This window comes from Bradyrhizobium sp. 62B (genome assembly GCF_030272265.2).
In the GTDB taxonomy this organism is placed as follows: domain Bacteria; phylum Pseudomonadota; class Alphaproteobacteria; order Rhizobiales; family Xanthobacteraceae; genus Bradyrhizobium.
Genome location: NZ_CP092842.1, coordinates 268,354 through 291,150 on the forward strand (window position 1 = coordinate 268,354; position 22,797 = coordinate 291,150).

Annotated in this window: 15 protein-coding genes and 3 pseudogenes; 8 read left to right on the forward strand and 10 right to left on the reverse strand. The window is 61.6% G+C overall.

From position 1 onward, the window contains the following. Window positions 1-66: 66 nt before the first annotated feature. Window positions 67-1,269 carry a pyridoxal phosphate-dependent aminotransferase gene (locus ML401_RS36215; protein WP_285813247.1) on the reverse strand — a complete coding sequence of 401 codons (1,203 nt, stop codon included), beginning with the start codon at window positions 1,267-1,269 and terminating at the stop codon, window positions 67-69. After that, complete coding sequence (locus ML401_RS36220) at window positions 1,262-2,065, reverse strand: SDR family oxidoreductase (RefSeq protein ID WP_285813371.1); 804 nt, start codon at window positions 2,063-2,065, stop codon at window positions 1,262-1,264. Before ML401_RS36220 ends, ML401_RS36215 begins: the two co-directional genes overlap by 8 nt. Window positions 2,066-2,302: 237 nt before the next feature. On the opposite strand from ML401_RS36220, the gene ML401_RS36225 reads away from it, so the two are divergent. Both ML401_RS36225 and ML401_RS36230 read left to right on the forward strand, forming a co-directional pair. Next, window positions 2,303-2,995 (forward strand): SDR family NAD(P)-dependent oxidoreductase, encoded by a 693-nt coding sequence (locus tag ML401_RS36225; protein WP_285813248.1) that lies wholly within the window; start codon window positions 2,303-2,305, stop codon window positions 2,993-2,995. Window positions 2,996-4,284: 1,289 nt separating this feature from the next. Then, window positions 4,285-5,268 (forward strand): tripartite tricarboxylate transporter substrate binding protein, encoded by a 984-nt coding sequence (locus ML401_RS36230; RefSeq protein WP_285813249.1) that lies wholly within the window; start codon window positions 4,285-4,287, stop codon window positions 5,266-5,268. 131 nt (window positions 5,269-5,399) lie between these two features. On the opposite strand, the gene ML401_RS36235 is transcribed toward ML401_RS36230, so the two are convergent. Further along, complete coding sequence (locus ML401_RS36235; protein WP_285813250.1) at window positions 5,400-6,410, reverse strand: LacI family DNA-binding transcriptional regulator; 1,011 nt, start codon at window positions 6,408-6,410, stop codon at window positions 5,400-5,402. 119 nt (window positions 6,411-6,529) lie between these two features. Here ML401_RS36235 and ML401_RS36240 point away from each other — a divergent pair, with 119 nt between their 5' ends. From ML401_RS36240 to ML401_RS36265, 6 genes and pseudogenes are all read left to right on the forward strand, one after another. Then, window positions 6,530-7,402 (forward strand): phytanoyl-CoA dioxygenase family protein, encoded by an 873-nt coding sequence (locus ML401_RS36240; protein WP_285813251.1) that lies wholly within the window; start codon window positions 6,530-6,532, stop codon window positions 7,400-7,402. 71 nt (window positions 7,403-7,473) lie between these two features. Beyond that, window positions 7,474-8,820 (forward strand): MFS transporter, encoded by a 1,347-nt coding sequence (locus tag ML401_RS36245; protein ID WP_285813252.1) that lies wholly within the window; start codon window positions 7,474-7,476, stop codon window positions 8,818-8,820. Window positions 8,821-8,823: 3 nt separating this feature from the next. After that, window positions 8,824-9,660 carry a sugar phosphate isomerase/epimerase gene (locus ML401_RS36250; RefSeq protein WP_285813253.1) on the forward strand — a complete coding sequence of 279 codons (837 nt, stop codon included), beginning with the start codon at window positions 8,824-8,826 and terminating at the stop codon, window positions 9,658-9,660. A gap of 904 nt (window positions 9,661-10,564) precedes the next feature. Then, window positions 10,565-11,335, forward strand: a pseudogene (locus tag ML401_RS36255) (IS256 family transposase); the annotation flags it as partial. A gap of 59 nt (window positions 11,336-11,394) precedes the next feature. Beyond that, window positions 11,395-12,783 carry an IS1182 family transposase gene (locus ML401_RS36260; protein ID WP_285813254.1) on the forward strand — a complete coding sequence of 463 codons (1,389 nt, stop codon included), beginning with the start codon at window positions 11,395-11,397 and terminating at the stop codon, window positions 12,781-12,783. Window positions 12,784-12,835: 52 nt separating this feature from the next. Then, a pseudogene (locus ML401_RS36265) lies at window positions 12,836-13,279 on the forward strand (transposase); the annotation flags it as partial. A gap of 355 nt (window positions 13,280-13,634) precedes the next feature. On the opposite strand, the gene ML401_RS36270 reads toward ML401_RS36265, so the two are convergent. The 7 genes and pseudogenes from ML401_RS36270 to hypF form a co-directional block, all read right to left on the reverse strand. After that, window positions 13,635-14,996 carry an ATP-binding protein gene (locus ML401_RS36270; RefSeq protein WP_285813255.1) on the reverse strand — a complete coding sequence of 454 codons (1,362 nt, stop codon included), beginning with the start codon at window positions 14,994-14,996 and terminating at the stop codon, window positions 13,635-13,637. Next, window positions 14,971-16,425, reverse strand: a complete 1,455-nt coding sequence (locus ML401_RS36275) for a sigma-54 dependent transcriptional regulator (protein WP_285813256.1) — start codon at window positions 16,423-16,425, stop codon at window positions 14,971-14,973. The genes ML401_RS36270 and ML401_RS36275 overlap by 26 nt, the downstream gene beginning before the upstream one ends. Next, the gene (locus tag ML401_RS36280; RefSeq protein ID WP_285813257.1) at window positions 16,422-18,122 is read right to left on the reverse strand and encodes a hydrogenase maturation protein; all 1,701 of its coding nucleotides are present in this window, start codon (window positions 18,120-18,122) and stop codon (window positions 16,422-16,424) included. Before ML401_RS36280 ends, ML401_RS36275 begins: the two co-directional genes overlap by 4 nt. Window positions 18,123-18,130: 8 nt before the next feature. Further along, window positions 18,131-19,171, reverse strand: coding sequence for a hydrogenase expression/formation protein HypE (gene hypE / locus ML401_RS36285; protein ID WP_285813258.1), 1,041 nt, complete (start codon window positions 19,169-19,171; stop codon window positions 18,131-18,133). After that, window positions 19,168-20,308, reverse strand: a pseudogene (gene hypD, locus ML401_RS36290) (hydrogenase formation protein HypD). Before hypD ends, hypE begins: the two are co-directional and overlap by 4 nt. Then, window positions 20,305-20,541 (reverse strand): HypC/HybG/HupF family hydrogenase formation chaperone, encoded by a 237-nt coding sequence (locus ML401_RS36295; protein WP_285813259.1) that lies wholly within the window; start codon window positions 20,539-20,541, stop codon window positions 20,305-20,307. The pseudogene hypD and the gene ML401_RS36295 overlap by 4 nt, the downstream one beginning before the upstream one ends. Beyond that, window positions 20,541-22,796, reverse strand: coding sequence for a carbamoyltransferase HypF (hypF, locus tag ML401_RS36300; protein WP_285813260.1), 2,256 nt, complete (start codon window positions 22,794-22,796; stop codon window positions 20,541-20,543). Before hypF ends, ML401_RS36295 begins: the two co-directional genes overlap by 1 nt. Window position 22,797 lies beyond the last annotated feature (1 nt).

The window sequence follows — 22,797 nt, forward strand, 5'->3', positions numbered from 1 at the left end:
TCGACTAATGCCAACGGCCGCGGCTTTCACGTCACGCTAGCTGTCCCGCTGCACTGCGAAAGGCGGTCAGCGCAGGCTTTCGCAGAAGCTCGCGATACGCCGGCAGCCTTCCCGCAGCGAGTCGATATCAGTCGCGTACGAGATGCGGAAATATGGGCTCATTCCATAGGCGCCGCCCGGCACGGCAGCGACATGCTGCTCTTCCAGCAGCGCAGAGATGAAATCGGCATCGGTATCAAGCCGCCGTCCGCCTTTTGTGGACTTGCCGATGCAGCCGGCGATGTTCGGAAACACGTAGAAGGCCCCTTGCGGCTTGTGACAAGTGATCCCCGGAACCTGATTGAGCAGCCCGACCACCAGATCGCGCCGGTCGCGGTAGATATCGGCGCGCTTTTTCAAATAGTCCTGTGGTCCGTCCAGAACCGCAACGGCCGCCGCCTGGCTCACGGTGCAGATGCCGCCGGTTGCCTGACCGTGGACGTTGTTCATCGCCGCGATCAGGTCCTTGGGACCGCCGCAATAGCCGACCCGCCAGCCCGTCATGGCGTAGGCCTTGGACGCGCCGTTGACGGTAACGACACGATTCTTCAGCCTTGGCTCTACCTCCGCGATGGTGCAGAACTCGAATCCATCATAGGTTAGATGTTCATAGATGTCGTCGGTGAGGATCCAGACGTCGGGGTGGTTCAACATGACGTCGGCAATCGCGCGCATCTCCGCGCGGGTGCAGGCTGCGCCGGTCGGATTGTTCGGAAAATTCAGGATCAGCCATTTCGTCCGCGGCGTGATCGCGGCCGCCAGGTCCGCCGGACGCAGCTTGAAGTGGTTGTTCTCCGGGCACGGAACCGCAACGGGTGTCGCCTCCGCCAGGAGGACGATATCGGCATAAGTGATCCAGCCCGGTGCTGGAATGACGACCTCGTCGCCGGGATTGCAGGTCGCGAACAGCGCGTTGAAGATGATCTGCTTGCCGCCATTGGCGATCAGGATCTCGTCGAGGCCGTAGTCGAGATTGTTTTCGCGCTTGAATTTGCGCTGCACCGCTTTCCGCAGCGCGACGGTCCCCGGCTGCGCCGGATATTTGGTATCGCCGGCGAGCGCCGCCCGATGCGCGGCCTCGATCGCATGCGGCGGCGTTGGAAAATCCGGCTCGCCGGAGGATAGGCTCACGATCTTGACACCAGCGTCACGGAGTTCGCGCGCTTTGTCCGTCATCGCCGCGGAGGCCGACACCTTCACGGTCTTGAGGCGGTTTGCGAGTTCAGGCATTGTCAGCTCCAGTTCTCATGTCTTTCGATTGCGCGGCCTCGGATCGGCTCGCGAAACGCAATTCGCCGACGACCTGCAACGTGGGGACGACCTCAATCATCGCGACGTTCATTCGTGCCGGAGACCCCAGCGCAAAGGCAATGGCATCGGCGATGTCCTCGGACTGAAGTGTCTCGAACGCCCCGACGAAGCGGGCATCCGCGTTATCGGCGGCATTCTGGTTCTGGAAGATGCTCGTAGCCACACGCCCGGGCGAGATCTCGGTGACGCGAACGCAGGTCCCGTAGAGATCGACGCGCAATTGCAGCGACAGCGAATGAACGCCGGCCTTGGTCGCGTGATAGGCTACGGATGAATTGAACGTCGTGGCGTTCTCGCCAAAGGCGTAGTGCCCCGCGATCGACGAGACATTGACCACGTGGCCGCGGTTGCGCTTCGCCATGCCCGGCACGATCAACCGCGTCACCTGCAGGACGGCGCGCAGATTGATGTCGACAAGCGTGTCGACGTCGTCAGGCGCCGTATCTAGGATGTTGCCACGCCGTGACTGACCGGCATTGTTGACGAGAACATCGAATTCGGTCGAGCTCGCGAGGCGCTCCAAGGCGTCAAGGTCGCTTATGTCGACGGCGCAGGTGCGGCATCCGGTCTCGGCCGACAAGCTCGCCAGCCGGCGAACGTCGCGCGCCAGCGCGTAAACCTCAAGCCCCTCGGCGCGGAGGCGCCGAACCGTCGCAGCCCCAATACCTGACGATGCGCCGGTCACCAACGTCGTTCGGTAGCCCGAAAATCCCATCCGCATGGCTCGCTTGCTGTCGGCCGGAGCGGCAGAATGCTACGTGCGCAGGCCGACGCGCGCATACAGCGGATTTGTTCTGCCCTCATAAGGACAAGCTATATCCTGCTCGAAATCGCATGTTTTGCGAGCCATAAGCGGACCCGATGACGGTAGAGCAAATTTCTCTTACTTGCCTTTCGCCGCGCTCTCTTACAGTTCGTGATGAACTTGGCCCGCGGTAAGGAGGCGGCTCGGATGTTGGAGGTCGGCAATCGGATTGTCATGGTCTCGGGCGCTTCGCGCGGCATCGGACGCGCCGTCATGGATCGACTGCTGGCATCGGGCTTTCGCGTCTCCGCCGGACTTCGTGATCCGAGCCGGCTGCCGGAGAGGGAGGGGCTCATCACGCATCGCTATAGTGCTGAGGATGCTGCAAGCCCGATCGCCTGGGTCAACGCGACCGTGGCGCGGTGGGGCGGTGTCGACGCCATCGTCAACGCGGCCGGAATCAATCCTAAGGTGCGCGTCTCCGACGAGGGCGAGAGCGCGCTCGACGAGATGTGGCGCGTCAACGTCAAAGGTCCTCTGCGCCTTGTCCGGGCGACCCTCCCCCATCTAGCGGTCTGCGGTCACGGCCGGGTCATCAATCTGGGATCTCTCGCAGGCAAGCGCGTCGGAAGCAATGTCGGATACGCCATGACTAAGTTTGCCGTGGTCGCACTCACCCACGGCATTCGCCGGGAAGGTCGCGCAGCCGGCATTCGGGCGACGGTTATCTGCCCCGGCTACGTCGCCACCGACATGACGTTGAACGACGATGAAATTCCCCGTCAAGAGATGAGCCAGCCGAGCGACATCGCCCGCCTGGTGGAAACGGCGCTCATGCTTCCGAACAATGCCTCGGTCTCGGAAATGCTCGTGCATTGCCAGTTCGAGCCGATGCTCTAGCGGCCGGCCGGAACTGCGGGTCCACGATAGAGACCCGAGGCGCGCGGATATGCCTCGAGGAGTGTCGCTCGAACCTAGCCGAAAGGCGATCGGTTTGGGCGCCTGCCGCGTCGTCAATACAAAATTGAGCCGGTGCGGAGGAATGACGGAGCTAGGAATCGGTAGGGTGCAAAACATTTCACTGGCCAGCTTGCCGACTTCACGTCTGCCAACAACATTGCTTCCAGCCGGCGCTACTTTGGGGGAAGACATAACGAGTATGAAGATGGATTGCACGACCTCAACGGGATGGACTATGCGGTCGATGAGGGCGCACTTGATCGCTTATGGTGGCACGGGAAGTCATCAAGTAGCGACGGGTGTGGCCTCCCGCGTCTTCTGATCTCAAAGCTAACATAGTGCGATTTGCAATGGTGTCGCTAACCCTTCACGATCCCGCACACCTCGCGTTGGTAGAACTCAATCCTCTAATCTACTACATTAACGCGCAAACAAGGCTGTCCGACCGCAAGCACTTCAGGTCATATCCTCGCCACTGGCTCTGCCGCTCACGGTGAGCAATGCCAGGCGTTGGCTACCGAGGAGGGAGTGCGGTTGAAGCCCGACGCGTGAATTGGGTTTGCTCGCATCAAACTGCGCGATTGGATCGGCGAACGACTACCGCCAATAGCGACGAGGATTGCACCCGCGACAAACGAGGCCTCGCGTTCGACTTCTGCTGCGGGCGAACTCGGATCGCGCGTTTCCGGATCTTGAGGCGAGGGGCACCGCCTTGTCGTTGAGATCCGCGCCTTGATGGTGCTGTAGAGCGAGTTGGCCTCCCGGAGCGATGGTTTCATTCCGGCATCGAACCAGCGTAATTGTGTGATAGAGGACCGGCTCGACCAGCGGAACCTCAACGAGCTCGGTTGCCACCAGCGGGGCGTTCATCGCGGCAGGAGGAATGGGAGCGCCAACGTTGATTCGAGCAAGCGTGATCACGCTTGGCGCTTGGCCGCGAAGCGGTCAAGTGCGTTCAAACCAGCTCTTGCTATCTGATACGGTGCGGCATCGCGGCCGTTGATGCTTTAGCAATCCACGCACGCGCGTGCAAAAGTGGCAACGTCTTCCTTGCTCTCCATAAATTGCGGATCGAAGGCGCCGATCTTCCGAGCCTTGAAGCAAAGCCCGCCTGTCTCACGATATGAGACGGTTGGCTGCTGGTGGCAAAGCGATGCTTTTCAACAGAGGGGATGTCGGTAAAACGACCAAAATGCTCGAGCTCAGAGCGGAGTGAAAAGGAGGAAATCATGGTCGCCAAAGCCATCGCGCGCGTTGTGCGCTTCGTTTGCGCCACAATCTGTATGCTTGCGGCAACCGACGCTGCTCTGGCCCAAACCTACCCCAGCAGATTGATCACCGTCGTCGTCCCATTCCCGGCGGGTGGCACGAGTGATGTCAATGCGCGCCTCGTAGCCCAGGAGATCGCAAAGTCGCTTGGCCAGCCGGTGGTTGTGGAGAACCGACCCGGTGCGAACGGCAATCTTGGTTCGCTGACTGTGGCGCGCGCGGCTCCGGATGGCTACACGCTACTCTTGTCGGGAGTTGGATCACATGCAATCAACGCCGGCATCTACAAGAATATGCCATATGATCCGGTGAAGGACTTCACTCATATCACCATGATCGCGTCAGGGCCGAACGCGATCGTCGTGCATCCCGATTTTCCGGCAAAAACTCTGCAGGATCTCGTGGCCATGGCGAAAAAGGATCCCGGGAAGTACAACTATGCCAGTTCGGGCACCGGCTCCTCGGGCAATATGGCCATGGAGTTGTTTAAACAGAAGACTGGGCTCAAGATTGAACATATTCCATATAAGGGAGGGGCGCCGGCGATGCAGGACGTGGTCGGCGGTCAAGTGCCGATCCTGATCACTAACGCCGATGCGGTATTGTCGAACGTTCAGTCGGGATTGCTACGCATACTTGCGGTGACGAGCGAGCAGCGCAATCCTATCTATCCCAATATCCCGACTATCGCTGAAAGCGGGTATCCTGATTTTTCTGCAGTTTCATGGAGCGGCATCTCGGCCCCGCCCGGGATGCCAAAGGAGATGGTCAATCGCCTGCATCAGGAGATCGCGAAGGCGATCAATGGTCCGATCAAAGCCAAGCTCGAAGCGACCGGTCTCGTCCCAAGCGGCAACAGCCCGGACGAATACAAGACCTTCGTCCAGGCCGAAGTCCAAAAGTGGGCCACTGTGGCGAAATCTGCCGGCATCAATGTCGAGTGAAGGCGCTATACGGAAGATCCCGTGTAGTGGCCGAATAGCTGTAGACGGTTATGCCGCCCGGAAATCTGCCGTGAAGTGGTCGAGCTTGGCGCAAGCGTTCTCTCGCTGGAGAGCGTCAACTGCGAATGATGCTAGCCGCTATCACGGAGCACGAGATCGAATCCGAGATCGATTCGGCGTTGGCCGCCGCGTTTGAGCGTCAGCGTTGCCGCGGTCCGTCCGATCGCATCACCGTGGACGCTGATCGTGCTTAAGGTCGGTGAGAACAGCCGGCCAATTTCGAGGTCGCCAAGTCCGATCACGGCGACCGGCTGCCCCGCGGCAGGTCCCTCGCGCAACAGACCGGCTTTGCGCAAGCTGGCCATGTAACCGATGGCGAAGGCATCGTTGGCGGTGAACACGGCGTCTACTCCAGGCAGCTGCGCATGCGCCAGCATCGTGCTGGCGATATTGCGCTCAAGGATCAATCGACGTGGCTCAGTAAGGCCGCTCGCCAGGGCATGGTCGCGAAAGCCGTGCCAGCGCCGTGTCGCGCGCGGATCAGTGCCGCCGATGAATGCTAGGGTCTTGCGTCCTTGCGCGACAAAGTGCTTGGCGACGGTTTCACCAGCCTGGTAGTTGTCGAAACCGGCCACTGCATCGATCGGAGACGCCGGCAACTCCCATGTTTCCACGACTGGTATGCGTGCATGCCGCAGCAGGCGAGCGCCCTCGTCCGTTGCGGGCGATCCGACCATAATGATCGCCTCTGGACGCCGCGACAGAAGTGCTGCCAGCATGCGATCCTCGCGCGCAGAATCGTAGCGCGATTGAGCGAGAATAACCGAGAAGCCGAGTGGTTCGAGCTCATCGGACAGGCCCTGCACCGTATCCGCGAAGATCGAATTCGCGATGGTTGGCACCAGCACGCCGATCGAATTGGTGCGCGCGCTCGCAAGCGCTCCAGCGACCAGGTTCGGCACATATCCGAGTTCGCGCATGATCTGCTCGATGCGCACGCGGGTCTTGGGGGCCACCAGATCAGGCGTGCGGAGCACGCGGCTGACCGTGATGGATGAAACACCAGCACGTTTGGCCACTTCCGATAATGTTGGCGGTGGCCCAGAAGGGCTTGCCTCAGGTTCAGTTGGAATCGAACTCATAGGTTCAGTTTCGCACAATTCTCGCTTGCGCGACCAAAATGTTAGCGGTAACATCCTCCTATGAAAGCGCTGTCATTTGTTATGTTAGCGCTAACAATGCGAAAAGGGAGAAGAGGCCAATGATTTCGGATGATCTGGTTCAGGCCTATCGGCGCGACGGCGTGATCGTCGTCCCCGAAGTACTCGACAAGGAGATGCTGGACCAAATTCGTGCGGTGCTTGCAGACCTAGTGGTCGGCGCTGCAGCTGTCACGGAGCACACTGACGTCTATGACCTTGAGCCTGGTCACAGCCCTGAGAGCCCGCGGGTTCGCCGGATCAAGGCGCCCCACAAAGTGCACCCAATCTTCGACGAGATCGTCCGCAGCCAGCCGGTCATCGAGATCCTGACCCAGCTGATCGGTCCGGGCCTTCGCCTGCACGGCTCTAAGCTCAACATGAAGTCCGCACAGTACGGCTCGCCGGTCGAATGGCATCAGGACTGGGCGTTTTACCCGCACACCAACGACGACATCCTGGCGATTGGCGTTCTCCTGGACGATTGCGACATCGAAAACGGGCCGATGCTCGTCACGCCCGGCTCGCACACCGGCGATACGATGTGGGACCACCACGACGATGATGGTCATTTCGCCGGCCTAATCGATCCGGACCTGATTCAGGATGAGATCAAGCGTGCGGTGGCGTGCATCGGTAGAGCGGGCAGCATGTCTTTTCATCACGTTCGCGCGCTGCACGGCTCGGCAACCAACACCTCCAACCGCCCGCGCAACCTCTTGCTCTATGAAGTTGCTGCCAGCGATGCGTGGCCGCTGATGGGCGTGAAGGACTTTGAGGAGTTCAACAGCCGCTTGCTCGCCGGCGGCCCTGTCATATCGCCACGGCTGACGAATGTGCCAGTGCGCATGCCGCTGCCGCCAGCGAAAAAGCAAGGATCGATCTACGAAACACAGTCTGCGTCGAAGAAATCCTACTTCACGCGCGTGGCCTAGGGCTGGGGAAGCCCGCAGGCCTCAATTGCACGCGGGCTTCGCACCTAAACGACAAAACAGGGACGGAAACAATGACAGCAGCCAAAGCCGGCGCCGCCGGCGATTCGCGTCTACGTGTGATCCTGGCCGCAAGCGTCGGGTCGGCGCTCGAATGGTACGACTTCTTCCTCTACGGCACGGCCGCAGCTCTGGTGTTCGGCGATCTCTTCTTCCCGAAGAGTGACCCCGTGGTCGGCACGCTGCTGTCTTTTCTGACCTTCGGCGTTGGATTTGTGGTGCGCCCGCTCGGCGGCCTCTTGTTCGGCGTGCTCGGCGATCGCTACGGGCGTAAGCCAGTGCTGGTCGCAACACTGCTGATGATTGGTATCGGCACTACGGCGATCGGATTTCTACCAACATATGCCCAGGTCGGCATCTGGGCTCCGATTCTGCTGGTTGCGATGCGCGTCATCCAGGGTCTTGGCGCGGGCGCCGAATATGGTGGCGCAGTGATCTATCTAGTGGAGAATGCGCCCCCCAAGCATCGCGGGTTCTGGGGAGGCTTTGCCCCGCTTGGTGTGTCGGTTGGCAATCTGCTCGCAGCCGGTGCCTTCGCATTAGTAACGATACTACCGCGCGAAGATCTGTTGAGCTGGGGCTGGCGTCTGCCGTTCCTCGCAAGCTTTGTCCTGATCCTGGTTGGAATTTTCGTCCGCATGCGCATCACCGAGACCCCGGTCTACACCGAAGCAGTGCTGGCGCGAGGTAAGGTCGAGAGCAACCCGGCTTTCGAAGCGCTGCGCCGTCATCCGCGCAACTTCTTTGTGGTGCTCGGCGCGCGTATGGCCGAGAACGGGCTTGGCTACTTTTTCCCGGTGTTCGGCTTAAGCTACGTCATCAACACGGTCGGCGTGCCGAAGGCGGACGCGCTCAGCGCCCTGATGCTCGCCTTCACTATCGAGCTGTTTGCGATCCTTGGTTTTGCGGCTCTGTCGGACCGCATCGGGCGGCGGCCTGTCTATATGTTCGGTGCTGTTGCCGGCGTTGCGCTCGCCTTCCCGTTCTTCTGGATGGTGGGCACCAAGCAATGGCTCTTCATTGCGCTCGCTTTCATCTTGGCTCGCGCCGTGGTGACTGCAGCGATGTTTGGGCCGCAGGCGGCCTATTTTGCAGAGCTGTTTCCGCCGCAGCGACGATTTGCCGGCTTTGCTTTCGCGCGCGAGCTCGGCTCATTGCTGGCCGGAGGCCCAGCACCGTTCGTCGCGACCGCGCTGGTCGCTGCCTACGGAAGCTGGTGGCCGGTTGCCTGCTACGCAATGCTGCTTGCTCTGTGCACGGTGGTCGCCATTTGGATCGGTCCAGAGACCTATCGCGAGGACATCGCGGCCGACACGCCAACCGAAGAAGTTGCGCCGGTTGGCCTCCCATTCCGAGTCTGATGAATGACGCAGAAGTTTAAGATCCTACAGTCGCTCTGGGCGATGGAGCGAAGATTGGTGGACGAACCGGAATGGCCGCTTCAAACCCAGCTCGCAATGATCCGCGATGCCGGGTTTGACGGCGCCGGTATCCGCTTCATCGATCCGGCTTTTGCTACAGAATGTACAGACTTCCTCCGCGCGCACGATTTGATCTGGCAGGCGCAATGCTATCCGAAGACGGTCGATGATCTAAAGCCCGTGCTCGAATTGGTGGCGCGTCTCGGCGCTGATCACATCAACTTACAGCCGGACGTTCGCCCGGATCGGCTTTCAGCCTGCATTCCCGTCTTGGAGGGCTGGCGTCGCCTGGCCGATCAGGCTGGAGTCTCGGTGCATGTCGAGACCCATCGCGATCGAATGACGACCGACCTATTCTTTACGCTTAAGCTTCTCGAATGCTTTCCCGATCTGAGGCTCACCGCCGATCTTTCACACTACCTCGTCGGCCGGGAGTTCGCTTGGCCCGTGGATGGCACCAATCATGCGCTAATCCATCGCATTCTGGATAATGCCTGGGGCATCCACGGACGGATTGCGAGTCGCGAGCAAGTGCAGATATCGCTTGGCTTCCCCCAGCATCGGGACTGGGTCGCTCTGTTCATGATATGGTGGGAGTACGGTATCCGTTCATGGAAGAAGCGCGCCGGTCCCGACGCCACGCTGACCTTTCTATGCGAGCTCGGCCCGGCCCCCTACGCGATCACCGGACCCGACGGTAAAGAACTCTCTGATCGATGGAAAGACGCATTAATGATGAAAGACATGATCCGAAGTTTGTGGGATCGGATCGCCGATTAAAGCACAGCAAAACCGACCATCTGCCGAAGTAATCCTATTTGCCAAGTGCCAAAGAATCGACCGACTTGGATCGGCCGCCAGCTTCCGGTGTGCAAGATGCGATCAAGCCGATGGTATCTCAGCACGCCGCCGCCGAGCTACATCTGCTCCGGAGTGGCAGCAGATCACGAGTTGGCTCGACAAATCGGCAATTCGTCAGAGACCTGCCCTCAGTTTAAACTCATCGGCAATGCGCTGAAGAACGAGCCTTTGGAGCTTATCGATACTCGGCGCCGCGATTCATCGAAGAGGAGCGTGACAACAAGACGAGGCCAGGAGCAGGCGTACGCACTAAGATGTACGCGTCCGGAGCCCGGTCCCGGAAAGATCGTTGCATAAGGCGCCCGGGATGTATCGCATTCCGTGGAAGATCCCTGGACTTAGGGCGTGAGCACAACCAGCCCCTCCTGACGGAAACGTTAGGGTCATCTCTGTGACATGTGCAGCCCCTAGCGCGATGTCTTCTTCAACCCGCTGAATGGCCTTTGCGGGATCAGACGTCAGCGGAAACGATCAATTCGATGGCTGACGGCAATATGAGCACAGGGACCGAAAGACGCTACGCTAGGACTGGCCCGCCGGACAGGATCCGGCGTGCGATGTCTTTCCGGTATGATCTCGCGGTACGCGTGACTAGATCCGCGATATGCCAAAGCTAAGCTCGATAAGTTGACGTCTTGTTACCGCCCTACCCGTCCTCACCACACCGCTGGCGCGCCGCATGGCCACGAACTTCGGACATGGGTGCTGCATCGATCGCCAATCGGTAGTGTGCGGGAGGTTCTGCAAAAGCTGAGAGGCTGAAGCGGTCATGGTAAGTCAGGTGGTTGCGAAAATCACCGCTCGGAGAGGAGCAAGGACCACCATGACCGTGACGAAGATTAAGACGGATGTCTCTGCCGTCAAACAGCTTTTGGCGTCGGACAAGGAGTTCCTCAAGCCGCTGATCCAGGCCGCGGTGCAGGAGACGCGGGAAGCCGAGATGGCGGAGACGCTGGGCGCGGAGAATGGGGAACGCACCGAAGCGCGGCTCGGCTATCGCTCCGGCTACTACACGCGCTCGCTGATCACCCGGGTCGGCAAGATCGAGCTCAAGGTGCCGCAGGACCGCCAGGGGCGGTTCTCGACCGAGCTGTTCGAGCGCTACCAGCGCTCGGAGAAGGCGCTGGTTGCGGCCCTGGCCGAGATGTACGTGCAGGGCGTCTCGACCCGGAAGGTGAAGCAGGTCACCGAGGAACTGGGGGGCCATGCGTTCTCGGCCTCGGCGATCAGCGCCATCAACAAGCGGCTGGATGCCTCGCTGAAAGCCTTCTGCGAACGTAAGCTGAGAGAGCCGTTCCCTTATCTGATCCTGGACGCCCGCTATGAGCGGGTGCGCGACGACGGGATTATCGCGAGCCAGGCGGTGCTGATCGCGATCGGCGTCTACTGGGAAGGTCGGCGTCAGGTGCGTGCGGTTGAGCTCGCCAACCGGGAGAGCCGATCGAGCTGGAAGGAGTTTTTGGAAGCGTTGAAGGCCCGCGGCCTTCACGGCGTCGAGTTCGTCGTCTCCGACGATCACCCGGGGCTGAAGAAGGCGATCGCCGAAGTCCTCACCGGCGTGTTCTGGCAGCGCTGTTACGTGGGGTCGTTGAAAAAGCTGCAATTGGCTGATTCCGTTCTCGTCGGCGATTCGCGATTGGCGGAGCAAACGAGATGCTGGGGCGCAAGGAGCGGGATCAGTTGGAGCTCTTCATCACTGGCTCGCTCAGACAGCTCGTCCCAGATGAGCACGTGCTGGCACGGGTCGATCGTGTGCTCGACCTATCTTGGCTAAGGGAAGAGGTCTCCGACTGCTATAGCGCGAACGACGGTCGGCCAGGCATCGATCCGGAGGCCGCGGTCCGCCTGATGCTCGCGGGTCTGCTCACCGGCATCGTGCACGATCGCAAGCTGATCCGAGAGGCTCAGGTTAACATCGCCATTCGCTGGTTTGCTGGTTATGGCCTGCATGAGCAGCTACCGCACCATTCCAGCCTGACGCGCATCCGCCAGCGCTGGGGCGAAGAGCGATTCCGTAGGATCTTTAAACGCACGGTCCAGGCCTGTCTGAAGGCCAAGATCGCAACAGCCGAAGTGGTTCACATCGATGCGTCGCTAATCCGCGCCAACGTGAGTTGGGATAGCCTCACCGAGCAGCATGTGGTGGATGTGCTGAGCGAAAATCAAAGCGAAGATGAAAGCGAGGATGAGAGAAAGGGCCGGCAAAGCGGGAAGTACAAAAAGGTCTGCACGACTGATCCCGATGCGACAATGGCTACGAATGCCCGAAACCGGCGGCTGGAGCCCGCTTACAAGCAGCACACTGCCGTCGATGACAAGGTCGGTGTCATTCTGGATGTCGCGGTCACGACTGGACAAACGAACGAAGGAGAGATGATCGAGCCGCAAGTCGATGAGGTCGAAGCGATTACGGGCATCGACATCAAGGTCGTCACCGCCGATGCGGGCTATGCCTACGCTAAAGTCTACGGCGCGCTCGAGCGGCGCGGCATTGATGCCCTCATCCCAGCTAAAGCCGAACCAATCAAGAGTCGCGTACCGCTCAGACGCTTCCGGTACGATGCCAAGAACGACATCTTGAAGTGCCCGCGAGGACGTATCTTGCGCCCCGCGCGGCCCATCAAGCACGGCCGTTTCTTTTACTCGAAGGCGAAGGATTGCACCCGGTGTCCGCTCAAGGGGGATTGCCTATCCAAAGGGCGGGTTAACAAAGCGGTCGTTGTCGGTGACCATTATCCGGCACTGCTGCGCCCCCGCCGCCGTCGCGAGCGATGGAGTAAGCAGGATCGACATCTCTATCAACGCCATCGCTGGCGCTCAGAGGGCCTCCACGGCGAAGCCAAAACTTGGCATGGGCTGGCGCGCGCCGTACGGCGCGGTCTACCGAATATGAAGATCCAGGCCTACCTGACGGCCGCCGCCATCAACCTCAAGCGGCTGGCAACCGCTCTCCTTGCGCTTATTCTGTCTTGGATTGTCCCTCATAATGCGTTTGCGGCTTCAGATAGCGCCGTAGCGCGGGCTTTGACGCGAGGGCCATGATAGGCCGGTCGCTGCATCGCGCGAATCTATGGGCCACTTCTTCAACGACCCCTACGTGCACTTCCTCAGAAATGCGCTCGACTACGTGCCGCGCCGGGTCGACGACGATTGTCTGCTCGAGCTGCGCTGGATGTACGACCGGCGTGATCTTGGCGAGGTGCGGCGCGATCTGGCGGCGTGGCTCGGCAAATGGGGCGGCAAATACCCCAAGCTCACCGGCTGGGTCGAGGAGAACATCGAGGAGACGCTCACCTACTTCCGTCTGCCGCTGGTGCACCGCAAGCACATGAAGTCGACCAACATGCTCGAACGTCTCAACGAGGAAATCCGGCGGCGCACCTATGTGGTGCGAATCTTCCCCAACGCCGAGAGCTGTTTAAGGCTGGTGCGGGCGCTGACCGTCGAGCGCCACGAGGCCTGGCTCGAGGATCATCGCTATCTCAACATGGATCTGTTGAAGGAGTACAAGAAGGAGGCGTTACGCCAAGCGGCCTGACGATGCTCAGGCCCACCAAGGGGATGCACGCCACCCCTCTCCGCCGCCGTCGCTCGCCAGCGCTCCGCTTTGGGCAAGCGAGCGACGGCGGCTCCGAGGGGATGGCTCGGCCGGACCCCATGATCAATTTTGCTGAACTTGACGCACAGAACTCGCCAATCGCCGTCAGGGGGGTAAGCCTCACGATTTCGGCTGCGCGAAACACCATTAGGCAGGCCCAGTCACACAGACGCCGAGGTAATACCTCTGGCACCGGGGGGCCGGGAGGTACCCCTTCTCGCGAAGGCGCAAGCGCGCCTTGGGGTGTAGGGCTGGCCGCATTGGGAGAACATCATTTGGGCCTACGAGGCCAACTCTAGGCCGCCGGGAGAGCGAAAGAGAATGTTGCCCCTCCCTCTGGTGCATTGATAACAGTTAGCTCGCCACCATGCTCGCGCACGATTCCGTAGCTGATCCAAAGGCCGAGCCCCGTGCCCTCTCCAACGCGCTTGGTCGTAAAGAACGGCTCAAATATGCGACCGATGTTCTGCTGTTCGATCCCCGGCCCGTTATCGGACAAACGAATCAGGATCTCGTTTTGATTGCGGCGAGCCGATATCTCTAGCCGCGGCTCCGGCGTGCCGCGCGTGGCGTCAATTGCGTTTTCGACGAGATTTACGATAACCTGGTGGAGCTGCCCTTCATTCCCGCAAGTCCAAAGATCCGCGTCGATGTCCATGTGAATGTCGAGGCGGACCTGCTTCGTGCGGACTGCCCACAGCACGGCGGTGTTGATCAGAGGCTCGATGTTGACGCGATCAACCTCCCCGAGCTTGCTGAAGGAAAGCCGGCGTAAGTTCTTTACAATTTCGCTAATGCGCACCGCGCCTTCCATTGTCCCGTCCAGGAGCGGGCCGAGATCCTCTAGAATGGCGTCAATGCGGAGGCTTTTCTTCAAGGCAGCAGCTTCGGAGCTCATCGATGCGCCGTGGACGGCATCAAGGTAGGATGTCAGCGCGGTGCGATAGCGCATCAAGGTGTGCACGTTCCCATAGACGAAGCTGATAGGATTGTTAAGCTCGTGAGCGACACCAGCCACCAGTCGGCCGAGACTTGCCATCTTCTCCTGTTCTACCAATTGACGCTGCACCCGCTGTAGCTCCTGATGAGCCGTGTGTAATGCTTCATAGGCTCGGCGAAGCTCGCCGATCGGCCTTCCAGTCAGAACCACGCCGATGAAGCGGCCCCGATGGTCGTGTCGGGGCGAGCTGTTGATTGCGAACAGGTCTGAGCTGCCGCCTTTGGTCAAGAAACGGAGTTCGCCATCCACAACCTCGGACGGGCTACGAGGCTTGAGAAGCGACATGAGCTTGGCGCCATCGGCAGCATCAATGATGTCTGCCATTGTCCAGCCGACGATCTCGTCATTGGCGCGGTCAAGCGTGCGCTGTAAAGCGGAGTTGACCTGCTGGACTTGGCCTTTCGCGTCGCAAACGATGAGGATATCAGAGACAGATTCGATGACGTTGGTGACAAACGCTTGAGCTTCCTCGAGCTCGGCATTCTTGTGTTCGAGATCGACCTCGTAACGCAATAGGTCGGAATAGACCTCGTCCATCTTGCGGATGACCTCGATCCAAGCGCCCTCACGCTCGTGGTCGAACTCGATAGCGCCGCGGTTGCTGATCAACTTGAGCAGCGAGTCGGATCCGTCAGGAGAATGCGTCGCCTTTGCCATTTTTTCTCAAATCATACCTGGACAGCTTGTTCCGCAGGCCTACCCGGGACAGCCCGAGCTCGCTGGCAACCCGGCTGATATTGCCCTCATATTTCTCCAGGGAGCTGATGATAACCGACTTCTCGAGGTCCTCCACCCTGTCCTTCAGGCTCGCTGCGCCGTTCAGCTTCTGAATGACCTCCGTGGCGGTCCGCCTGCCGTTGCGCCGGCCGAGCAGCGTGGGAGCACTCAATTCGTCCGAGTCAGCCAGCACAGCCATACGCTGGATCTCGTTCTGCAGTTCGCGCACGTTCCCTGGCCAGGGGTATTTGACGAAGCCCTCAAGAGCAGCCGAGGCAAAACGCAGACCGGGCCGGTTGAAGGAAGTCTTGACTTGAGACAGTACTCCTTCCGCGATCAAGGGTACATCCATCGGCCGCTCGCGAAGCGCTGGCATGTGGACCGGGAACGCTGCCAACCGATAATAGAGATCACGGCGGAAGCGGCCCGCCTCCACCTCGGCCTCAAGATCCCGATTGGTGGCTGCCACCACACGGACGTCGACTTTCCTTACACGTTGGGCGCCGAGCGGACGGATCTCGCTCTCCTGCAGCACACGGAGCAGCTTCACCTGAAACGCCGGCGAGGTCTCTCCGATTTCATCAAGGAAGATGGTACCGCCATCGGCAACTTCGAACAGACCAATGCGATCCTGGTAGGCGCCAGTGAAAGCGCCCTTCTTACACCCGAACAACTCGCTTTCGAGAAGCTCGTCAGGCAGCGCCCCACAGTTCTCAACGACGAAAGCCTTACCGGCTCGGGCGGAGCCATAGTGGATCGCGCGTGCCAGCAGCTCTTTGCCGGTTCCGGACTCGCCCGTGATCAGCACGGAGATGTCGTATTCGGCCGCCCGCCGGCCGAGTTCAATGACCGCATGCATCGGGCTGTCCGGGGCGTGCACAATTCGGTTGAAGTCATAGAGATGCTTGGCTGCACCGCGCTTGACCGAAACGACCCTCTTGATGTGCTCGGGCGTTGCTTTGACGTCGACCCCTGCGGTCTCTGTCTCCTTCTGAAGCCGATAGAGCTGGACCGCCTCCTTGACGATGTCGATCAGCCGGTCCGGCTGCCAGGGCTTGGTGATATATTGATAGATGCCCGCCTCATTGAGCCCTGCGATGATGTCGTCCGATTCCGAATAGCCGGAAATGATCATGCGCACCGGATCCGGCCAGAGCTCGCGCACCCGCTTGAGGAAACTGACGCCGGATTCGTGCGGCATGCGCTGGTCGCAGATGATGGCGTGGACGATCTCCCCTTCGAGCAGCTTTTCAGCGTCTGCTGCGCTGCCGGCGCAGAGTACCTCAAAATCCTCGTTGAGGACGCGGCGCAGCGCCTCCTGTGACCTGACCTCGTCGTCGACTACCAAAATGGTACCCTGGAAGCTCATGTGCGCACCCCCATGCGGGTAGATTTGTCGAGCGCGCGGGGCGACCTATGGGGTGCGATTGTGAGTGGCGTGCGCGACTTCGGCACCTTGTGGATGAAGTTGTAACGGGCGACGTGGTAGCTCGGATCGAATCCGTAGAAATTAAGCCGCATCCGCCGCAGCTCCTCGTCTCGATAGGCCTGCAAGGGCTTGTAGGCGTCGTCCGCTGCGCGACGTCGCTGCTTGTCAGCAAGACGCGCCGCAAAGCGTTCATCTGCCGCCATGGCCGCGGCAAGGCTCATGAGGCGGCCCTCCGCCAGCTCCCCGCCCGACAGAGCACGATCGATGATGCCAAGGCGCCCCGCCTCGGCCACGCCCATCGGCAGGCGGCATTGCGTGATCCGGGTGGCGTTCGCTGCACCCGCGCGGCGCGGCAGAAGATAAGTCCAGTATTCCGAGCCGAAGAGATTGCCCATGTCCTTATAATGTGGATTCAGGACGACCTGATCGCTGGCCCAGACCTCATCGGCAGCGAGACTTAGGAATACACCGCCCGCGCCGGCGTTGCCGCGAATGACGGAAACGACGAGCCGATCAGTGGTCTCGATGACCGTGTGCGCGAGATCGTCGATCGCATTGATGTTGCGCAAAGACTCGTCCGCAGCGCTGTCGGCCGCCTCGATCTCGGCGAGGTGAATGCCGTTGGACCAGTAATCGCGCCCACCGGTCAGGAGAAGCACCTTGGTTGGGCGGGCCAGCGCGGCTCGGTAGGCGTTCAGCAACGCTTCGCAGTCAGAGGTCGCCATGGCACCGTTGTAGAAGGAAAACTGCAACTCGCCGACCTCGCCTTGCTCTCGATATCGTATGGGAGCATAGCCACAATCGGGTCGGTACGGCAGGCGCGTCGCCTGCTCCGCAAAGACCTTTGCTGCGGATCGTTTCAGGCTTTTCGGTGTAAGCTGCCGCACATGGCCGATCCAGACGGCACCATCGACCGTGGCCCGGGCCAAGGCTCCATCGCAATGCGCCACAATGGTGCCGGGCACCCCGGAGATGCCGCGCGCCTCGTGGGCGTCGAACAGCCTGACATCTTTGAAGAACAGGCTGTCGACCAGGCCCGGCATTCCGTCCGCACTGTTGATCTTGCGCAGCACGGTCTCGCTCGTGTCGTGCTGCCAGTCGATTACCCGGTCGGCCTGCCGGCAGGGCCCGCGCACGCGAATGCGGGGATCATCGGCGGGCATCGGCGACGGTGTCGGCCGTCCGGCTTCGATTGCTGCAATGGCTTCGAGCACCGCCGCGACCGCGCTCGTCGTCACCTCGTTGCGGTAGACGCTGGATTTTGCCGCGCGCCGCATCGGGAAGGTTCTGAAAGCCCAGATCGGGCCAGCGTCGAACTCGCCGTCGGCCTGAAGCACAGTCAAGCCCCACTTGGGAACACCTTCCAGAATCGCCCAGTCGAGCGCCGCCGGACCGTGGTCGCCGGGCGGACCGGGATGGACGATCAGGCAGCGCACGCTGCGCCAGACATCCTCGGGGATTGCGCGCTTGAGGAACGGCGCGATCACCAGATCCGGCTGATACAGCGCCACGCTTTCGCGCGTAACGTCGGCGTGGATATCCAGCTCGACCGAGACCTCGTGGCCACCCTCCCTGAGCTCGACATGAAGCCGTTGCGTTAGGCTGTTGAAGGAGTGCGTGAGAAGCAGGATGCGCATGACCGGCCTCAGCAGATCCTCGGCAGTTGTTCGCCCGACAACCAGTCGACGATCCGGCCACCGCCAAAGCTCGTCGCCATCTGCACGAAATGGTGATCGTCGGCCACGGCCTCGCCGATGTCGGCCGCATCACAGCCGAGCGGATGCGCGCGCATCGTCGCGAGCACGGTAGCGGCCGCCTCGGGCGCCACAATTGCAACCAGCTTGCCTTCGTTGGCGACATAGAGCGGGTCTAGGCCCAGCAACTCGCAGGCCGCGGCCACGCCCGGCTTCACCGGGATCGCCTCCTCCTGCACACGGAAGCCGAGGCCAGACTGCTGGGCGATCTCGTTGAGCGCGGCGGCCAGCCCGCCGCGCGTCGGATCGCGCATCAGGCGGATGCCCTTTCCGCCTGCCGCGACCATCTTTGCCACGAGATCATGCAGCGAGGCTGAGTCCGAGACGATCTCGGTCTCGAAGGCGAGGTTCTGCCGCTTCGACATGATGGCGACGCCGTGATCGCCGAGCGTGCCGGAGATCAGGACCCGATCGCCGACGCAGGCCTTCTCGGCAGAGAGATCGAGGCCATCGGGCACGACGCCGACGCCGGCGGTCGAGATGAAGAGACCGTCGGCCTTGCCACGCTCGACGACCTTGGTATCGCCCGTGATGATATTGACGCCGGCCGCGCGCGCCGCCTCGCCCATGGATTCCGCGATCATCTTCAGGTCGGAGAAGCGAAAGCCCTCCTCGATGATGAAGCTCGCCGAGAGATAGAGCGGCCGCGCGCCGGCCATAGCGATGTCGTTGACCGTGCCGTGCACGGCGAGCGAGCCGATATTGCCGCCCGGGAAGAACAGCGGCGAGACCACGTAACCATCGGTCGTCATGACCATGCGCCCGGCTGCGACATCGAAGGCCGATTGGTCATTGCCGCGCGCCAGCCATTCGTTGCCGAAGGCCGAGTGGAAAAGAACCGAGATCAGCTGTGCCATCGCGCGGCCGCCGGAGCCGTGGGAAAGGTCTACGCAGCCGTTCTTGATGTCGAGCTTGCGTTGATGGGCCTTCATGATGCCCGCCTCTGCTGATGGTCGCGGAAGCGGCCATAGGTCCAGTGCGCAGCGCAGGCGCCCTCGGACGAGACCATGCAAGACCCCATCGGCGTTTCCGGCGTGCAGACTGTCCCGAACAGCTTGCAATCGACCGGTTTCTTCACCCCGCGCAGGATGGCGCCGCATTCGCAGGCCGGATTGTCGGCAACGCGGAGCTCCTTCATGTCGAAGCGCGCTTCGGCATCGTATTTCGCGAAAGCGCGCTTGCTTCAGGCCGCTATAGGGTACCTGCCCTAGCCCGCGCCATTCGAACTGGTTGCGCAGCTCGAAAATGTCGGAGACCTCCTCCTTGGCGCGCAGATTGCCGTCGCGGTTCACTGCGCGGCTGTACTGGTTCTCGACCTCGTGCCGGTTCTCGTTGACCTGCCGCACCAGCATCAGGATCGCCTGCATCATGTCGAGGGGCTCGAAGCCCGAGATCACCACCGGCTTGCCGAATTCTTCCGCGAAGAACTCGTAAGGTGCCGTCCCGATAATGGTCGAGACATGCGCAGGTCCGACAAAGCCGTCGATCTCGACCCGGCCGATGTTGCGAATATCCGGGCTCTCCAAGATGTTCTGCATCGCCGGCGGCGTCAGCACGTGGTTGCAGAAGACGCTGAAATTGGCGAGCTGCTTCTTTTCGGCCAAACGGATCATGACCGCGGTGGGCGGCGTCGTCGTTTCGAAGCCGATGGCGAAGAATACGATCTGGCGCTCCGGATTCTCCTCGGCTATCCTGAGCGCATCGATGGTGGAATAGACCATGCGGATGTCGGCGCCGTGCGCCTTTGCCTTCAGCAACGACGCGCCTTGCGAGCCCGGCACGCGCATCAGATCGCCATAGACGCAGAAGATGATTTCGGGCCGTTCGGCCAGTCGGATCGCCATGTCGATGCGCCCCGCCGGCAGTACGCAGACCGGGCAACCCGGACCGTGGATCATCCGCACGTTTTTGGGCAGCATGTCCTCCAGGCCATAACGCGAGATCGCATGCGTGTGGCCGCCGCAGAATTCCATGAAGCGATAGGCGCGCTGCGGGTCCGCCTCGGACTGGATCGCTTTCGCAAGCCCGAGCGCGATCTCCTTGTCGCGGAACTCGTCGGCATATTTCATGGCAGGGCTCCCAAGGCCTCGGCGCTAAGCTCGCGCAGCAATTCCACCGTCCGTTGCGCCTCCTCTGGATCGATCTTGGTCAGCGCGTAGCCAACATGGATGATCACGTAGTCGCCGATGGCGAGATCCTCGATGAGCGCGACGGAGATCTCCTTGCTGACGCCGTCGATGGACACAATGGCCATGTCGTCAGGCAGGAGCTTTGTCACCTCGGCGGGTATGGCAAGACACATCAGGCGGTTCCTTCCAAGCCTTGGTGTTCGAGAAGTTGCAGCGCCGCGACCCAGGCCTGACCCAGGCTCAGGCCGCCATCATTCGGCGGCAATTGGCGCGGCAAGAGCGGGGTAAGCCCGGCAGCGATGCACCCGCGCGATATCCCTGCGCTGAGGCTCGCGTTGAGGAAGCAACCGCCGCTCAAGGCGACGGTCGCAAGTCCGGTCTCACGAGCCGCTTGGGCGATCCAATCGACGCAAGCGGCAGCGAAGGTGCCGTGAAACAGCTCGGCCCCGTCGGTGGGATCCGGCGCATCGACCACCAGACGGTCGAGCAATGGGAGCAGCGACAGCGCGCCATTCTCGATCACCCAGCCGTCGGACACAACGCGCGGCTTGCGGACCCGCGCCTCGAGCTTCATGGCAGCCTCGCCTTCGTAGCTTTGCACGGTGCAGACCCCGAGCAGCCCTGCGGCCGCGTCAAACAGCCGGCCGGCGCTGGTTGTGGTGGGCATACCGGATTGCTCGAGCAGAGCCGACAGGCGCACGGCCGGCGGCTGTGCCGCAAAGCGAGACGCGATCGCGTCGCCGCGCCGAAGCGCGTGCAGCACGCTGGCGGCCATCCGCCACGGCTCGCGCGCGACCCGATCGCCGCCCGGCATCTTCAGCGGCGCCAGATTCCCGAGCCGCCGGAAGCGCGCACCTTCGCAGGCAAGCAGTTCGCCTCCCCAATTGCCGCCGTCGCTGCCGTAGCCGAACCCGTCGAGCACTAAGGCCAGCACCGGACCCGCGATGCCATGCTCCGCCATCACCGAGGCCGCATGGGCGTGATGGTGCTGGACAGCGATCAGCCTGTTCCCGCGTGCCTCGGCGAAACGGGTCGAGGCCATGTTCGGATGCAAGTCGTGGATCAGGGCGACAGGCTCGACGTCGAGGGTAGACAGCAGATGGTCCACAGTTTCCTCGAAGAATCGGACGCTTTCTGCGGTGTCGAGGTCGCCGATGTGCTGGGAGACAAAGGCCTCGTTGCCGCGCGTCACCGTCACGGTCGACTTCAGCGCTCCGCCGACGGCGAGCAGGGGCGCCACCGAGCGCGTAAGCCGGATAGGCTCCGGGACATAGCCTCGCGCACGCCGAATGAACTGGGTCCGGCCGGCAACCACCGCCGTCACGGAATCATCGGCGCGGGTGAGAATGTCGCGGTCATGCGTGACAATGAGATTGGCGATGCCGGCAAGTCGTTGCTCCGCTTCGCGATTGTCGATCAGCAGCGGCTCGCCGCTGAAATTGGCGCTGGTTGCGACAATTGCCCAGCTCTCGCCTGCCTGCGGGTGCGCCGAGTTCAGCGCATCAAAGATCAGATGATGCAGCGGTGCGACCGGCAGCATGACGCCTATCCGCGCCAGCTCCGGCGCGATTGACGGTGCAAGCCGACCGCGCGATGTCAGCAACACGATCGGCCGCGGCAGCGACTCGAGCAGCGCAAGTTCGGCAGCGTCGGCCTCGGCGAACTCCGCGGCTGCCTCCAGCGTGCCGGCCATGACAGCAAAGGGTTTCTGATCGCGCTGCTTGCGCAGGCGCAGTTGCCGCACGGCCGCATCATTGCGGGCATCGCAGATGAGCTGATAACCGCCGAGGCCCTTGATCGCGACAATCTTGCCGCCCGCGACGGCGGCAGCGATCTCGGCGATGCCATGGCTGAGCCGCGGCCCGCATCGCGGGCACGCAATCGCCTCGGCATGGAAGCGGCGACTGACGGGGTCAGCATAATCAGCGGCGCAGGCTACGCACATCGCAAAGGGCTTCATTGCGGTGGCCGGACGATCATAGGGCAGCCGCTCGGCGATGGTGTAGCGCGGACCGCAATGCGTGCAGTTGATGAAGGGATAGCGGTGGAATCGGCTTGCCGGATCGAACAGCTCGCTCAGGCATTCCTGGCAAGTCGCGGCGTCCGCCACGATGCGCGTCGACACCCTACCCTGCTCGCTGGCGCGAATCGAGAACTCCTCGGTGGCGGCGGCGCCGATCGGCTGAACCGAGATCTCGTCGATCCTGGCAAGCGGCGGCTTTTCCAGTGGCAGCGCGGCGACGAAATCGGACGCCCGCTCGCCTTCGACTTCGATAAGAACGCCGTTCGGATCGTTGGCGACGAAGCCGCCGAGGCGGTAGCGGGTGGCGAGACCATAGACGTAGGGACGAAAGCCGACGCCCTGCACGGCGCCACGCACATGCAGGCGCAGCCGCCGTCCGTCCCGCGCTGTGGCCTGGTCGCTCATC

What these genes read in the sequence shown, in the direction of transcription:
- ML401_RS36215 (WP_285813247.1), bottom strand. Translation starts at nt 1,269, where the DNA reads ATGCCTGAACTCGCAAACCGCCTCAAGACCGTGAAGGTGTCGGCCTCC.
- ML401_RS36270 (WP_285813255.1), bottom strand. Translation starts at nt 14,996, where the DNA reads ATGGCAAAGGCGACGCATTCTCCTGACGGATCCGACTCGCTGCTCAAG.
- ML401_RS36280 (WP_285813257.1), bottom strand. Translation starts at nt 18,122, where the DNA reads ATGCGCATCCTGCTTCTCACGCACTCCTTCAACAGCCTAACGCAACGG.
- ML401_RS36230 (WP_285813249.1), top strand. Translation starts at nt 4,285, where the DNA reads ATGGTCGCCAAAGCCATCGCGCGCGTTGTGCGCTTCGTTTGCGCCACA.
- ML401_RS36245 (WP_285813252.1), top strand. Translation starts at nt 7,474, where the DNA reads ATGACAGCAGCCAAAGCCGGCGCCGCCGGCGATTCGCGTCTACGTGTG.
- ML401_RS36295 (WP_285813259.1), bottom strand. Translation starts at nt 20,541, where the DNA reads ATGTGTCTTGCCATACCCGCCGAGGTGACAAAGCTCCTGCCTGACGAC.
- ML401_RS36275 (WP_285813256.1), bottom strand. Translation starts at nt 16,425, where the DNA reads ATGAGCTTCCAGGGTACCATTTTGGTAGTCGACGACGAGGTCAGGTCA.
- ML401_RS36260 (WP_285813254.1), top strand. Translation starts at nt 11,395, where the DNA reads ATGCTGGGGCGCAAGGAGCGGGATCAGTTGGAGCTCTTCATCACTGGC.
- ML401_RS36220 (WP_285813371.1), bottom strand. Translation starts at nt 2,065, where the DNA reads ATGGGATTTTCGGGCTACCGAACGACGTTGGTGACCGGCGCATCGTCA.
- hypE (WP_285813258.1), bottom strand. Translation starts at nt 19,171, where the DNA reads ATGAAGGCCCATCAACGCAAGCTCGACATCAAGAACGGCTGCGTAGAC.
- ML401_RS36235 (WP_285813250.1), bottom strand. Translation starts at nt 6,410, where the DNA reads ATGAGTTCGATTCCAACTGAACCTGAGGCAAGCCCTTCTGGGCCACCG.
- ML401_RS36240 (WP_285813251.1), top strand. Translation starts at nt 6,530, where the DNA reads ATGATTTCGGATGATCTGGTTCAGGCCTATCGGCGCGACGGCGTGATC.
- ML401_RS36225 (WP_285813248.1), top strand. Translation starts at nt 2,303, where the DNA reads ATGTTGGAGGTCGGCAATCGGATTGTCATGGTCTCGGGCGCTTCGCGC.
- hypF (WP_285813260.1), bottom strand. Translation starts at nt 22,796, where the DNA reads ATGAGCGACCAGGCCACAGCGCGGGACGGACGGCGGCTGCGCCTGCAT.
- ML401_RS36250 (WP_285813253.1), top strand. Translation starts at nt 8,824, where the DNA reads ATGACGCAGAAGTTTAAGATCCTACAGTCGCTCTGGGCGATGGAGCGA.